The sequence below is a fragment of the Rosenbergiella collisarenosi genome (genome assembly GCF_018494085.1).
Lineage (GTDB): Bacteria > Pseudomonadota > Gammaproteobacteria > Enterobacterales > Enterobacteriaceae > Rosenbergiella > Rosenbergiella collisarenosi.
Genome location: NZ_JABBFP010000002.1, coordinates 314,924 through 329,416, shown reverse-complemented (window position 1 = coordinate 329,416; position 14,493 = coordinate 314,924). Strand labels below are relative to the sequence as shown.

Genomic DNA, 14,493 nt, shown 5'->3' with positions numbered 1-14,493 from the left:
GTTAAACATTAATACTTATTTTTGTGTATTCGTTTCGCCTTTAGGGCGAGCGAGTTACCAACGACTCTTTAATAAGTTCGGCTGAATCCCGCTGATACTGCGTGTGTTGCCAAATACTTGCGGAGCGATACCCGCTTCGAACTCTTCGCGGAAATATTTAATAGCGCTCTGTAGAGGCTCGACAGCACCTGGCGCGTGCGCGCAGAAGGTTTTACCCGGACCTAGCTGGCGACAAAGCTGCTCTAGCGTTTCAATGTCACCGGGTTGGCCTTTACGCTGCTCCAGCGCACGTAAGATTTTTACGCTCCACGGTAGACCGTCGCGGCATGGCGTACACCAACCACAGGATTCGCGAGCGAAAAACTCTTCTAGGTTACGTACCAGAGAGACCATATTGATCTCATGATCGACGGCCATCGCTAACGCAGTCCCTAAACGGCTACCCGCTTTACCGATACTGGCAAATTCCATCGGGAGGTCTAAGTGGCTATCCGTCAGAAAATCGGTTCCTGCGCCACCCGGTTGCCACGCTTTAAACTTCAGCCCATCACGCATTCCACCTGCATAATCTTCTAAGATTTCGCGCGCAGTAATACCGAAAGGGAGCTCCCACAGACCTGGATTTTTAACCCGACCCGAGAAGCCCATCATTTTGGTGCCCGCATCTTCGCTAGTCGACAAGCCTTTGTACCACTCGACACCGTTAGCCAAGATAGCCGGGACATTGGAAAGCGTTTCGACATTATTCACACAGGTCGGTTTGCCCCATACTCCCGCGCTGGCAGGAAATGGCGGTTTAGAACGCGGATTCGCACGGCGCCCTTCCAATGAGTTAATCAGGGCGGTTTCTTCGCCACAGATGTAGCGGCCTGCGCCGGTATGGACGAACAGTTCGAAATTGAAGCCAGTCCCGAGGATATTCTCACCTAATAATCCCGCTTGCTTCGCTTCTTCGATCGCCCGACGTAGATTCTCGGCCGCTTCGACATATTCGCCGCGCAGGAAGATATAGCCACGATAGGCTTTGAGGGCGAAGGCGCTGATCAGCATGCCTTCTACCAATTGGTGCGGCATTTGCTCCATTAATAGACGATCTTTATACGTCCCCGGCTCCATCTCATCCGCATTACAGAGTAGATAACGGATATTCATCGACTCATCTTTCGGCATCAAGCTCCATTTCAAGCCGGTAGAGAACCCTGCGCCACCCCGCCCTTTGAGGCCTGAGTCTTTAACTTGTGCCACGATTTCATCGGGGGCCATGCTGCCCAATGCTTTACGCGCACCCGCGTAGCCATTTTTTGAACAGTACTCATCAAACCAGACCGGCTGTTTATCGTCACGCAGACGCCAAGTCAGTGGATGTGTCTCTGCTGTGCGGACAATGGTTTTGATGCTCATGAGTATTGCTCCAACAGCGAGGGGATGGACTCGGGTGTCAGATGCACATGAGTCTGTTCGCCGACCATCATCGTCGGCCCCTTGTCACAATTGCCTAGACAGCAAGTCGGTAATAAGGTGAAGCGTCCATCTGCCGTCGTTTGCCCAGGTTTAATCTGTAGCGTCTCTTCTAATGCGGCCTGAATACCTTGGTAACCGGTAATATGGCAGACCACGCTATCGCAATAACGGATAACATGACGCCCAACGGGCTGGCGATAGATTTGGCTATAGAAGGTGGCCACACCTTCCACATCACTAGCCGGGATGCCGAGTACCTCAGCGATCGCCTCAATGGCTCCGTCGGGAACCCATCCACGCTGTTTTTGAACGATTTTAAGCGCCTCAATCGAGGCAGCACGCGGGTCTTCGTAATGGTGCTTTTCATGCTCAATCGCCTGCTGTTCATTTTCACTCAGCGTAAATTCGGGTTGAGTCTCGATCGTTTTAATTGAAATGGTTTGATCGTGCATAATTAGCGGTCCACATCTGACATAACAAAATCGATACTGCCTAGATAGACGATAAGGTCTGATACCAAACTGCCGTTGATCACCGAAGGGATCTGTTGCAGATGAGGGAAGCTAGGAGTACGAACCCGGGTGCGATAACTCATGGTCGAACCATCGCTCGTTAAGTAATAGCTATTGATACCTTTCGTCGCTTCGATCATTTGGAATGATTCGTTGGCGGGCATCACCGGTCCCCACGAAACTTGTAAGAAGTGGGTAATCAGCGTTTCAATATGCTGTAACGTACGCTCTTTAGGCGGTGGCGTGGTCAGCGGATGGTCTGCCTTAAACGGCCCTTCAGGCATATTTTTCAAGCACTGTTCGAGTATGCGTAAAGACTGCCACATTTCTTGCATTTTAAGCTGAACACGACTGTATGCGTCGCTGATACCATCACCGACCGGGATCTCGAAATCGAAGTTTTCATAGCCGGAATAAGGACGCCATTTACGCACGTCAAAGTCTAAGCCGGTCGCACGAAGGCCTGCCCCGGTAGTCCCCCAGCGCAATGCTTCTTCTTGGTTATAAGCGGCAACCCCTTTCGAACGCCCCACTAATACTGAGTTACGTAACGCTGCCTTGTCGTATTCTTTGAGTCGCTTAGGCATCCAATCCAAAAACTCACGCAGTAGCCGTTCCCACCCTTTCGGCAGATCATGAGCAACCCCGCCAATACGGAACCATGCTGGGTGCATCCGAAAGCCTGTAATCGCTTCCACCACGTCGTAAATTTTCTGACGATCGGTAAAGGCAAAGAAGACAGGTGTCATCGCCCCGACGTCTTGAATAAAGGTCGAGATATACAGAAGATGACTATTGATGCGGAAGAGTTCAGAAAGCATGACGCGAATGACGTCTACTTTTTCAGGCACTGTAATGCCAGCCAGTTTCTCTACGGCTAACACATACGGCATTTCATTAACGCAGCCGCCTAAATATTCAATACGGTCGGTATACGGGATATAGCTATGCCAAGATTGACGCTCACCCATTTTTTCGGCGCCACGGTGGTGGTAGCCAATATCAGGGACACAATCGACAATTTCTTCACCATCGAGTTGTAAGATGATACGAAAAGCACCGTGCGCTGAGGGGTGGTTCGGTCCCAAGTTCAAGAACATGAAATCTTCGTTAGCGGTACCGCGCTTCATTCCCCACTTTTCAGGATCGAACGTTAACGCTTCCATCTCCATGTCTTCTTTTGCTTTAGTCAGCATAAAGGGATCGAATTCGGTGGCTCGCGCTGGGTAATCTTTGCGTAATGGGTGACCCGTCCAAGTATCGGGCATCATGATACGCGTCAAGTGTGGATGACCTTCGAAGGTAATACCAAACATCTCCCAGGTTTCACGCTCATACCAGTTGGCATTTGGGAAAATTTTTGTCAGCGTCGGGAGGTTGAGATCGCGTTCGACTAAGGCCACTTTCAACATAATATCGCGATTACGTTCAATCGAAATAAAGTGGTAGAACACCGAGAAATCGGCTTCAGGAAGTCCATGGCGATGAGTTCTTAAACGTTCATCAACGCCATGCAGGTCGTAGAGCATGACGTAAGGTTTAGGGACTTGGCGTAAGAAACTGATTATCTCTAATAACTGCTCACGGCGTACCCATACTACGGGAATTCCGGTACGCGTAGGTTGAACCGTAAAAGCATCCGGCCCAAAACGATTGCGCAGTTCACCGACCACTGGATCATCCAAGTGGTCTTGTGTCTGCCAAGCAGCAGTATTCTGCTGTTGCATATTAATATCTGTCATACGTTGTTCACCATTCCGGCCAGTAGAGGCACGACAAAGAAGGCAGCCATCAGGCGAAGGAGTTATTGTTTTTATTCCTAACGCCGCCCAATGGTTTCAGGTCAAATTTCGTCTGGGGTACGCAGGTTAGTCACCGCGATACGCTCGCCACGCTTGCGCTCACGTTCCGATTGCATATTTGCGCGGTAAACCCCTTGATCACCGACCACCCATGATAGAGGGCGGCGCTCTTTACCGATCGATTCCTGCAATAAAAGCAACGCTTGCATGTACGCTTCCGGACGAGGAGGACAGCCGGGAATATAAACATCAACCGGCAGAAATTTATCGACACCCTGTACCACAGAATAAATGTCATACATGCCACCTGAGTTAGCGCACGCGCCCATGGATATCACCCATTTAGGCTCTAACATTTGATCGTAGAGACGTTGTATAACCGGTGCCATTTTGGTGAAAGGCGTGCCCGCAATAACCATGAAATCAGCTTGTCGCGGAGATGCGCGCATAACTTCAGCACCAAAGCGCGCCACATCGTGGACAGCGGTAAACGAAGTCGTCATTTCGACGTAACAGCAAGAGAGGCCGAAATTGTAAGGCCATAAAGAATTTTTACGGCCCCAGTTCACCATATCGTGAAGTGCATGTTCCAGCTTACCCATGTAAACGCTTCTATGGACGTGCTGTTCAAGAGGATCGCTGACAATTTCCTGCTTTTGCAAAGGATAGCGATCGTTCTCACCATTGCTATTGGGGTCTACGCGGGTGAGTGTATAATCCATCTTAATGCCTCTCTATAACTTTTGAGGAGAATTGCCGCGTCCGTTCTCTGATTTGACGACAATACGACGACGTGCTGGCGCCCAATCGAGTGCACCCGTTCTCACGAGATAAACTAATCCGGCTAACAGAATAAGAATAAATATTGCCGCTTCGGCGAAGCCTACCCAGCCACTTTCACGAACAGAGACTGACCAAGCGTAAAGAAATAGCGCTTCGACATCGAAAATGACGAAGAACATTGCGACAAGATAAAATTTAGCAGAGAGGCGAAGGTGGGTAGATCCGACAGGATCGATCCCCGATTCAAATGGAGTATCTTTATATCTGCCTTTAGCTCTTCCACCCAGCAACCAACCCCCGGTTAGCATGAATGCACAGAGTCCAAATGCAATGACGACAAAAACGACAAAAGCCCAATGATGAGCGATAACTTCGGTAGTGGTTGACATACTCATGCTTACTCTTCAAGTGTGGATGACAGTTTGCAAAACTGCGCAAGGAGTGACCACAAAAGTTTACGGAAGGTGTAACACCTTTTAGTAATGTCTGTTAAATATAACATAACAGTGTTTTTATAGGTTTTTTTTACTCCTTTTCATAACCTTCTGTCAACCTAAGGGGGTAAATATAAATATTTTTTAACAATTGACAAACATAGAATGTAAAGCTTTAACCTTGGGCCTTCGTCACATTTTCAAAAGAAACCTTAAGCAAGTTTGGCAGGTTTATAAGAATTTTCACGCACAATAAGTAAGGTTTTTTTGATCTGACTCATAATTCACTTCGATAAATACTTTCGGGTCACAGAGGCTTCCCTCATCGAGAAGCATCTAAAATGAGTCGATAGCCCCTACTCAGGAAGCGAATCGCTTTCAGCGTCGTAACATTGGGAGGTGAGTACTACCCTTCTTCTAACTCATAAACGTCTTGATCAGGTAACGCCATGCTGATCACCCGTTGAACAGAGTCAGGGATGGGCGCCAAAACGTTAAACAAAGAACGAACGAATGCCTTTTCACCTTGAGGTTGACGACAAAGTAAGTATTGAGTATCAGGAAGCGAGGGTAATCCTTCCGCAGCGCCGAGCACACGTAATTCAGGGTTAAGCATTTCAGCGGGCCTTGCGGTTGCTCCGAGTCCTGCTTTCACCGCAACATTGATCGCGGCTTTAGAATTGGCCACATAAGCAAACCGCCAAGGTACTTGGTGGGCATCAAGTGCATTAATTGCGAGTTCCCTAAATAATTCACCCTCATTCTGAATAACGAGAGGGATTGCTTCGCCAACTGTAATCGCGAAATCTGCCGCACAAAACCACAGCGTGGGTGAGGTTCGTAGAATCTGCTGCTCAAAGCGCGGGTCACCCTGAGTCGTCAGCGCAATATCAATCTCCTGTTGCGCAAGCAGGGCTAAAATAGCCTCGGTTCTATTCACGCGAATTTCAATGTCCAAACTAGGATAGAGCGCGGTGATTCTATTTAACATGAAGGGTAATAAACTTTCTGACGTATCTTCTGTCGCTCCAATAATTAATTTCTCTTGATCATTACTATATTGCAGTGATGCGCAAGCTTCGTCATTAAAGCGGAGTATTTTTCTCGCATAGCCCAGTAATTGTATTCCGTGCTCCGTAAGCAATTTATTGCGACCATGACGAGCAAAAAGCTCACGGTCTACAATTTGCTCTAAGCGCTGCATTTGTTGACTCACTGCAGACTGGGTACGACAGACCGCTGATGCCGCTGCGGCAAAGGTGTTTAGATCCGCCACCGCGACAAAAGTACGTAACAGATCAAGATCGAGATTAATCGATATATTATTGTGGATTGTCATAATTATTCACTTTTTTGATTTTATTTGAGTATTACACTGGTGTTGGTTATTACTGGTAAATATCGTCCACTTTCAAACTATTATGGGGAAAAACCATCACGTTAATGAGTGATAATCTTCCTTTAGTCATCCCTATACTTGCTTAAAAATCCATTTTCAGCCGCACTTCGACAATCAGACAGCAATGAAAGATGAGGAGGATAGATGGCTATTAAATTAATACTCCTTGTACGAGAAGTGTTTAACTGTTAATTCGACTTAATCATTTTTCTTCACTAATTGGAATTTTTTTTCAATAAAACTGTCCTTTTCTTGACTTAGTTCATATTCTGCTAGGTTGAGCGAGTCTTCTTCGTGTAACCCGAGCGAATTACAAGAAATCATATGATCGTTAATAATTTCATACTCCATTATTAATAACTAATACTCGAAAAACATTTAAGACAAATTAATAATTAGATATAAAATTCTCAGTTACTTCTTCCAATTGCTAAATAAAATTAATAGCTAAAAGAGGTTTGAAAATTCTTGTAATATTTTCTTTTCTATTAACATGACTCTAAGAAATTAGCCCACTAAGTATTCATTAATATTTGCTGGTAATCAGATCGAGTGTTGCTCAGAGGCTCGCCGCTAAAAGCGGAGCTTTATTTTGTTTAGGTTGTTTTTTTGGAATAAAATACTGCAAATGTAGATATCCCTTCTGTAATCGACGTTAGCCCGGTGAGGGCACTTCATTTAACTCTCTGACCAGAGTACATTTATGGGGAGAAGACTCCTTCATAGCCATTTCCCGTTTCTAAAGCCGAGATGAAGCCCATGAGCATAAAAATAGAAAAATCTGCCAAATTAGAGAATGTATGTTACGACATTCGTGGCCCTGTATTGAAAGAAGCTAAGCGGCTTGAAGAAGAGGGTAATAAAGTTCTTAAGCTGAACATTGGCAACCCTGCCCCTTTTGGTTTTGAGGCGCCTGACGAAATTTTAGTCGATGTCATTAAACACCTCCCGACTTCACAAGGTTACTCCGACTCAAAAGGTCTTTATTCAGCGCGTAAAGCGATTATGCAGCACTACCAAGCACTGGGGATGCGAGACGTTACCGTAGAAGATATCTATATTGGTAATGGTGTTTCGGAACTTATCGTCCAATCGATGCAGGCACTTCTCAACACCGGCGACGAAATGCTCGTGCCTGCTCCGGATTATCCGCTGTGGACCGCAGCGGTATCACTGTCTAGCGGTAAAGCCGTTCACTATCTTTGTGATGAAGGCAGCGATTGGTTTCCCGACCTTGACGATATTCGTGCCAAAATCACGCCGCGTACCCGCGGAATCGTGATCATCAACCCTAATAATCCTACCGGGGCGGTGTACAGTAAGGAACTGCTCATCGAAATCGTTAAAATTGCCCGCGAACATAATCTTATTATTTTTGCCGACGAGATTTACGATAAGATTCTCTATGATGCAGCCCAACATCATTCGATTGCAGCGTTAGCGCCGGATCTTCTCACGGTAACCTTTAATGGTCTTTCTAAAACCTACCGTGTCGCCGGTTTTCGTCAGGGCTGGATGGTTTTAAATGGACCTAAAAAACACGCAAAAGGTTATATAGAAGGATTGGAAATGTTGGCCTCAATGCGTCTATGCGCCAACGTTCCTGCGCAGCACGCAATTCAGACAGCGCTCGGTGGTTACCAGAGTATCAGCGAGTTTATCGCTCCTGAAGGTCGTCTTTACCAACAGCGTGAGCGGGCATGGGAATTAATCAATCAGATCCCTGGTGTGAGTTGTGTCAAACCTCAGGGCGCGCTCTACATGTTCCCTAAGATCGATATCAAAAAATTCAATATTTACGACGACCAAAAAATGGTTCTCGACTTTCTGCTGCAAGAAAAAGTTCTCCTCGTACAAGGTAGTGCCTTCAATTGGCCGTGGCCGGATCACGTCCGGATTGTTACGCTCCCGCGAGTCGATGATCTCGAGATGGCTATTAATAAATTTGGTCGCTTTCTTAGTCACTATCACCAATAATGCTTCATACCTAAGACGCCTGAAGGCGTCTTTTTTTTATTCAACGGGTTAAGGGGATTAAATGCCGATTCAAAGTACTTTCATGGCGTGGATCACGCGCATGCCTCTCATCAAGCGCTGGGCGCTAATGCATTGTGTGCAGAAAGAAAATGTTGCAGAGCATAGTCATCAAGTGGCCGTTATCGCCCATTTACTTACCGTAATCGGTAATAAACGTTACGGTAATCCACTCAATCCCGACCGTGCAGCCGTCGTTGCCCTGTACCACGAAGTTTCTGAAACCAAATTACAAGATATAAATTCTCGAACTAAATATCACAACCCCGAATTTACCCAGGCCTTTAAACACCTTGAAAAAATTGCAGAGCAGGAGTGTTTGACAACGCTGCCCGAGGATCTGCGTGACGCATTTTCCGGATTAATCATTCAAGATAATGTTGATCAGGAATATAAAAAAATTGTCAAAGCGGCGGATATTTTAGCGGCATATATTAAAACGCTTAATGAGCTACGCTTTAACAACGATGAATTTGTGCATGTCAAAGAAGGGCTTGAAGAGAGACTGAACCATCTTAGGGAAACCATGCCCGAGGTGAATGATTTTATGGAGATTTTTGCCGCTAGTTGTACTACAACCCTCGATCGTATCTCCGAAAATTATCAATGATTCAAGCGGGTATCGGATACCCGATACCCTCATCAATCGCCTAACACAGTTATAAACTGAAACCGTGCGGCTGTAGATGGATGGCGAGTTCATGTAACGTCTTGAGACGTAATGTAGCAGCAAGGTGCGCAGCATCTTGGGCAGGATTGACCGCGACCACGGCGCAGCCAGCAGCCAAACCTGCCTCAATCCCTGCCGCCGCGTCCTCTACCACCACACAATGTTCGGGGGAGAGATTCAGTCGCTTAGCCCCAAGTAGGTAAGGATCGGGGTGAGGCTTACCATTAGCCACCTGCTCAGCAGTAATAAATACCTCAGGCTGAGGGAGGTCTAACACTGTATAACGGGCGCTGGCGACGGGTGAACTTCCCGAGGTGACAATCGCCCAAGGGATCTGCTGTGCCGTCAGCTGGGTCAATAATTCGCGAGCGCCGGGCAACGCCACAATTCCCTCTGTCGTCGAGGACTCCAAACGCTCAAGCCACAGGAACTCTTCTCGTAGCAACGCCTCGTCGGCATGAGGTAAGAAGTGCCTTAATGAGGTGATAGCTTGCTTACCGTGGATAAATGCCAGAATATCAGCCGCCGCAATACCATGGCGTTCGCCCCACTGCGACCATGCCGTTTCCACTACCGCCAACGAATCTACTAACGTGCCATCCAAGTCAAAGAGAAATCCTTTATACATAGTCGATCACCTTATTACTAGAGTTCATCAAAAAAGGCTTTATCCAGTTGCTTAAAAGCCCGCATTAACAATTCAGCTAAATGTTGGTAAGTCACTTCTCCCTGAGGAGGCGTCACGATATGCCCCGAGGTGTGTAACTTTTCGCGAATGGTGTGAAACCACTCTAAGGTAACGGAAGGTAAGGGTTTAACCGCGCGTCTCCCCAGCCACCAGAGCCCTTGTATCGGTAGACTACAGGCGAAGACCGCCGTGGCAATTGCCGGTCCTATTTGAGCATGAAAGGTAATCTGCCAGCAGAGGATGAATACCGCAATGGGCGGCATAAAACGAATACCAAATTGTGTTGCGCGACACACTCTATTTTCTGGAAAAATAGCGGATAAGCTCTTTTCTAATGGCCAGCTCTTCATATATTTCTTCCCAAGACGCAGCGTGGTAAACATCCCGGGGCGATGCGTGTCGTTCATAGTATTTGCCTCAAAAGCCGATAGGTTCGAAAAATTGTAAATAACGAATGATTGGGAGTACCATTCGCTCCACGCTTTCTTAATGCAGTGATGGCTTTAGGATAACATCACCCCCACTGAACGATGAGAAAGATGACACAAACTTACACTGATGATTGCGGATAGTCTCACCTATCACGCGGATATTGCCTTGGAACATAGTTATCCCTACTGACCAGTGTATAGTAGCAGTAATGATAGTAATGACGATCCCCATCAGTCGGGGTGTTGCTCACACAGTAAAATTATAGGTGCGTTTATGTCGAATAACTTAGTTCTGGTTCTAAACTGTGGCAGTTCCTCTCTAAAATTCGCAATTCTCGATCCGACGACAGGCGCGGAATATCTCTCAGGCCTCGCTGAGTGCTTTTCTCTTCCAGAAGCACGCATTAAATGGAAATATGCGGGAAACAAGCAAGAGGCGGCATTAGGCGCTGGGGCCAGCCATAGTGAAGCATTGGCCTTTATCGTTGAGCATATCCTCGCCAGCGCACCTGAACTGTCTGAAAAGATCGCCTCTATCGGCCACCGCATCGTTCATGGTGGCGAGCACCTCACTCAGTCGGTCGTCATTACTGATGAAACGATTAAAGCGATCGAGCAAGCGATCTGTTTTGCTCCATTGCATAATCCCGCTCATCTCATTGGTATACGCGAGGCTTTTAAAAACTTTCCCGCCTTGGCGACGAAAAATGTGGCCGTCTTCGACACCGCTTTCCACCAAACTATGCCTGAAGAGTCATATCTCTATGCCCTTCCCTACGAACTCTATCAACAGCATGGTATTCGCCGCTATGGCGCCCACGGTACAAGCCATTTTTATGTTTCACGCGAAGCCGCCAAACAGCTCGGCCAGCCTGTTGAATCGCTGAATGTTATTACTTGCCATTTAGGTAATGGTGGCTCGGTTGCGGCAATTCGTAATGGTCGCTGTGTTGATACCTCGATGGGGCTCACTCCATTAGAAGGGTTAGTCATGGGCACGCGTAGCGGGGATATCGACCCAGCGATTATTTTCTATCTCCACGACAATCTCGGGATGAGCGTGGCAGAAATTAATCAACTGCTCACTAAAGAATCTGGGCTATTGGGGCTTACTGGGGTGACCAGTGATTGCCGCTATGTCGAAGACAATTTTTCTGATAAACCCGAGGCAAAACGCGCATTAGAGGTGTTTTGCCATCGCCTAGCTAAGTATATCGGGGGGTATAGCGCAATGATGGAAGGCCGACTTGATGCCGTTATATTCACCGGGGGAATCGGTGAGAACTCGGCGAAAATTCGCGAATATACGATTGAAAAGCTAGCACTTCTAAATTTATTTGTTGATGCGAATAAAAACTTAGCGGCACGATTTGGTGAGTCTGGCGCGATACACCGCGAGGGAAGCTGCCCCATATTGGTAATCCCTACTAACGAAGAGTGGGTCATCGCACAAGATGCTGCCTCACTGACCGCTTAAGATTAAGTCCCCGTTTACAGAATTCAAGAGGAGCTTATTTTGTCCCGAACAATTATGTTAGTACCGCTCAGTACCAGCGTCGGCTTAACCAGCGTTAGCCTAGGTGTCATCCGCGCGATGGAACGTAAAGGGATGCGTATTAGCGTTTTCAAGCCGATTGCTCAAGCGCGCGATACCGATGGACCACTGGACCATACCACTGAGATCATTAACGCAACCTCGTCTATCCCGGCGATTGCTCCCTTAGCCATGAGCTACGCTGAGAACCTTCTCAGCAACGACCAGCAAGACACCTTGATGGAAGAGATCATCGCACATTTCCACGATAATACGGCACATGCTGAGGTTGTATTAGTTGAGGGGTTGGTCCCAACACGTAAAAATAACTTCGCACAAACGTTAAATTACGAGATAGCCAAGACACTCAACGCCGAAATTATCTTTATCGTTTCGCCAGGATCGGATACCCCCGCCCAACTTAGAGAACGCATTGAACTGCAGCTAAACAGTTTCGGTGGACGGAAAAATAAAAATATCGTCGGGGTGATTGTTAATAAAATCAATGCGCCGATTGATGAAGAGGGTCGTACACGTCCTGACCTCTCAGAGATGTTCGACGACACGAATGAAGCAACCATCGCCAACATAAATATTGACCAGCTCAGCCATGCATCCCCATTACCTCTCTTGGGAGCTATCCCTTGGAGTTTCGACCTCATTGCTACTCGAGCGGTCGATGTGTGTCGCCACCTTAAGGCCGAGCTCATTAACGAAGGCGATATCGCGACACGACGCATTCAATCAGTGACCTTCTGCGCGCGCAGCTTGCCCAATATGCTCAAGCTGTTCCGACCAGGATCGCTACTTGTCACCTCCGCGGATCGACCCGATGTACTCGTGGCCGCGTGTCTTGCCGCGATGAACGGCGTGGAAATTGGTGCCATTCTACTCACTGGTGGCTATCATATTGACCCGGCGGTTCATGAACTCTGCGCGCGCGCGTTCCAAACTGGGTTACCCGTATTCTTAGTGAAGTCCAATACCTGGCAAACCTCATTAACTCTACAGAGTTTCAATTTAGAAATTCCGGTCGATGATACCCAGCGCATTGAAAAAGTGCAGGAGTTTATCGCCAGCCACATTGATAAGCCGTGGATCGATTCATTAGGTTCCATCGCCGAGCGCAGCCGACTACTCTCTCCGCCTGCTTTCCGCTATCAGCTTACCGAGTTGGCTCGGCAAGCAGGCAAGCGGATCGTACTACCCGAAGGCGATGAGCCGAGGACGTTACGTGCCGCAGCCATTTGCGCCGAGCGTAATATTGCTCAGTGCGTATTATTGGGCGATCCGGCCGAGATCCAACGGGTAGCTTCAGTTCAAGGCATCGTCTTAGGCCAGGGCGTCACGATCGTCGACCCACATGCCGTGAGGGAGCAGTATGTCTCACGACTGGTCGAGCTTCGTAAGAATAAAGGTATGACTGAAGTTGTTGCTCGCGAACAGCTGGAAGATAACGTTGTGCTTGGAACCTTGATGTTGGAAAAAGGAGAAGTTGACGGCCTGGTCTCCGGTGCCGTACACACCACAGCCAATACAATTCGACCACCGCTGCAGTTAATCAAAACCGCGCCAACGAGCAGCATCGTGTCATCGGTATTTTTCATGCTACTGCCTGAGCAAGTGTTGGTCTATGGCGACTGTGCGATCAACCCGGATCCTAATGCCGAACAGCTGGCGGAGATCGCTATTCAATCGGCAGACTCTGCCGCGGCGTTTGGTATTGAGCCTCGAGTCGCCATGATCTCTTACTCTACCGGTAATTCAGGGAGTGGTAGCGATGTGGATAAAGTACGTGAAGCAACACGCCTGGCACAAGAAAAACGTCCTGACCTGATTATCGATGGTCCGTTACAGTATGATGCCGCGATAATGGAAGACGTTGCTAAGTCTAAAGCGCCGAATTCACGGGTAGCTGGCCGAGCAACGGTGTTTATCTTCCCCGATCTGAATACCGGTAACACTACGTATAAAGCGGTACAACGTTCTGCAGAATTAATTTCGATAGGACCGATGTTACAGGGCATGCGTAAACCGGTGAATGATTTATCTCGTGGAGCGTTGGTCGACGATATCGTTTATACGATTGCGCTGACCGCTATTCAATCTCAACAGGCTGAAGAGCGAAACTAGTACTTGACCCTCCTGCCAACGAGCGGGAGGGCAATTTGCAGGGCTAGCGTCCTTCGTTGTTGCGGGTTAGCCAGAGGGCTAAGGCTTTGAGTGAGTCATCCGTAAATTCGTCACAACGCGCCGTAATTTCTTCAGGGGTCATCCAAAAGACCTCCGTCACTTCACCGTCTTGCAGTGCAAAGGGTCCGTGGCAAACACAGCTAAAGAGACTTCCCCAGACACGGCAACCTTCGTCTTCAAAATAAAATTTCCCGTGTTCCGCCAGTGGGACATCGGCGATGCCTAACTCTTCTTCAGCTTCACGACGCGCGGAAGCTAACAGCTCTTCCCCCGATTGCACCACCCCACCTGCCGTAGCATCCAACTTACCCGGTGCGAAGTCTTTGTTCATTGCGCGGCGCTGAACCAGAATACGCCTTGTGCCGTCGGTCACAACGATATAGGTTGCCCGATGACGTAATGACTCAGCACGCATTTGTTGTCGTGCAGCTGTCGCAACGACATCATCGTTCTCATCGACAATATCCACCCATTCGATTTGACCTACAGGCATTTGTTCAACCATGGTTAACCCTTTTCAACGCGAGCGATGACTCGTCGTTTTATGCTTTT

The 14,493-nt window shown here is 47.8% G+C and carries 12 protein-coding genes and 1 pseudogene; 4 read left to right on the top strand and 9 right to left on the bottom strand.

The window, feature by feature from the left end:
* Positions 1-54: 54 nt before the first annotated feature.
* The 6 genes and pseudogenes from nuoF to HGT70_RS04395 form a co-directional block, all read right to left on the bottom strand.
* Entirely contained in the window at positions 55-1,395 is a 1,341-nt protein-coding gene (nuoF, locus tag HGT70_RS04420; RefSeq protein ID WP_198363455.1) for an NADH-quinone oxidoreductase subunit NuoF, read from the bottom strand.
* 2 nt (positions 1,396-1,397) lie between these two features.
* Positions 1,398-1,913, bottom strand: coding sequence for an NADH-quinone oxidoreductase subunit NuoE (nuoE, locus tag HGT70_RS04415; protein WP_071430804.1), 516 nt, complete (start codon positions 1,911-1,913; stop codon positions 1,398-1,400).
* Positions 1,914-1,915: 2 nt separating this feature from the next.
* A pseudogene (gene nuoC, locus HGT70_RS04410) lies at positions 1,916-3,729 on the bottom strand (NADH-quinone oxidoreductase subunit C/D).
* Positions 3,730-3,816: 87 nt separating this feature from the next.
* Entirely contained in the window at positions 3,817-4,497 is a 681-nt protein-coding gene (locus HGT70_RS04405; RefSeq protein WP_071430808.1) for a NuoB/complex I 20 kDa subunit family protein, read from the bottom strand.
* 12 nt (positions 4,498-4,509) lie between these two features.
* A complete protein-coding gene (locus HGT70_RS04400; RefSeq protein WP_071430810.1) occupies positions 4,510-4,953 on the bottom strand; it encodes an NADH-quinone oxidoreductase subunit A in 444 nt (147 codons plus the stop codon).
* A 445-nt stretch (positions 4,954-5,398) separates the two neighbouring features.
* Complete coding sequence (locus HGT70_RS04395) at positions 5,399-6,331, bottom strand: LysR substrate-binding domain-containing protein (protein ID WP_214195011.1); 933 nt, start codon at positions 6,329-6,331, stop codon at positions 5,399-5,401.
* Positions 6,332-7,150: 819 nt separating this feature from the next.
* Here HGT70_RS04395 and HGT70_RS04390 point away from each other — a divergent pair.
* Complete coding sequence (locus HGT70_RS04390) at positions 7,151-8,368, top strand: pyridoxal phosphate-dependent aminotransferase (protein WP_157725326.1); 1,218 nt, start codon at positions 7,151-7,153, stop codon at positions 8,366-8,368.
* 61 nt (positions 8,369-8,429) lie between these two features.
* Positions 8,430-9,035, top strand: a complete 606-nt coding sequence (gene yfbR / locus HGT70_RS04385; RefSeq protein WP_071430816.1) for a 5'-deoxynucleotidase — start codon at positions 8,430-8,432, stop codon at positions 9,033-9,035.
* Between the two features lie 49 nt (positions 9,036-9,084).
* Here yfbR and HGT70_RS04380 read toward each other — a convergent pair whose 3' ends face one another.
* A complete protein-coding gene (locus HGT70_RS04380; RefSeq protein WP_071430818.1) occupies positions 9,085-9,723 on the bottom strand; it encodes a sugar phosphatase in 639 nt (212 codons plus the stop codon).
* A 17-nt stretch (positions 9,724-9,740) separates the two neighbouring features.
* A complete protein-coding gene (gene yfbV, locus HGT70_RS04375; protein WP_214195010.1) occupies positions 9,741-10,190 on the bottom strand; it encodes a terminus macrodomain insulation protein YfbV in 450 nt (149 codons plus the stop codon).
* 298 nt (positions 10,191-10,488) lie between these two features.
* On the opposite strand from yfbV, the gene HGT70_RS04370 reads away from it, so the two are divergent.
* On the top strand, positions 10,489-11,691 hold the full coding sequence (locus HGT70_RS04370) for an acetate kinase (RefSeq protein WP_071430822.1): 1,203 nt from the start codon (positions 10,489-10,491) through the stop codon (positions 11,689-11,691).
* Positions 11,692-11,745: 54 nt separating this feature from the next.
* The gene (gene pta / locus HGT70_RS04365) at positions 11,746-13,881 is read left to right on the top strand and encodes a phosphate acetyltransferase (RefSeq protein ID WP_425328680.1); all 2,136 of its coding nucleotides are present in this window, start codon (positions 11,746-11,748) and stop codon (positions 13,879-13,881) included.
* A 43-nt stretch (positions 13,882-13,924) separates the two neighbouring features.
* Here the strand turns inward: pta and yfcD are convergent, their stop codons facing one another.
* Complete coding sequence (gene yfcD / locus HGT70_RS04360; protein ID WP_214195008.1) at positions 13,925-14,446, bottom strand: NUDIX hydrolase YfcD; 522 nt, start codon at positions 14,444-14,446, stop codon at positions 13,925-13,927.
* Between the last annotated feature and the right edge of the window lie 47 nt (positions 14,447-14,493).

Bases quoted from the DNA above. Each gene is read 5' to 3' on its own strand.
- nuoE (WP_071430804.1), bottom strand. From the start codon at position 1,913: ATGCACGATCAAACCATTTCAATTAAAACGATCGAGACTCAACCCGAA.
- HGT70_RS04405 (WP_071430808.1), bottom strand. From the start codon at position 4,497: ATGGATTATACACTCACCCGCGTAGACCCCAATAGCAATGGTGAGAAC.
- HGT70_RS04400 (WP_071430810.1), bottom strand. From the start codon at position 4,953: ATGAGTATGTCAACCACTACCGAAGTTATCGCTCATCATTGGGCTTTT.
- HGT70_RS04395 (WP_214195011.1), bottom strand. From the start codon at position 6,331: ATGACAATCCACAATAATATATCGATTAATCTCGATCTTGATCTGTTA.
- HGT70_RS04390 (WP_157725326.1), top strand. From the start codon at position 7,151: ATGAGCATAAAAATAGAAAAATCTGCCAAATTAGAGAATGTATGTTAC.
- yfbR (WP_071430816.1), top strand. From the start codon at position 8,430: ATGCCGATTCAAAGTACTTTCATGGCGTGGATCACGCGCATGCCTCTC.
- HGT70_RS04380 (WP_071430818.1), bottom strand. From the start codon at position 9,723: ATGTATAAAGGATTTCTCTTTGACTTGGATGGCACGTTAGTAGATTCG.
- yfbV (WP_214195010.1), bottom strand. From the start codon at position 10,190: ATGAACGACACGCATCGCCCCGGGATGTTTACCACGCTGCGTCTTGGG.
- HGT70_RS04370 (WP_071430822.1), top strand. From the start codon at position 10,489: ATGTCGAATAACTTAGTTCTGGTTCTAAACTGTGGCAGTTCCTCTCTA.
- pta (WP_425328680.1), top strand. From the start codon at position 11,746: ATGTTAGTACCGCTCAGTACCAGCGTCGGCTTAACCAGCGTTAGCCTA.
- yfcD (WP_214195008.1), bottom strand. From the start codon at position 14,446: ATGGTTGAACAAATGCCTGTAGGTCAAATCGAATGGGTGGATATTGTC.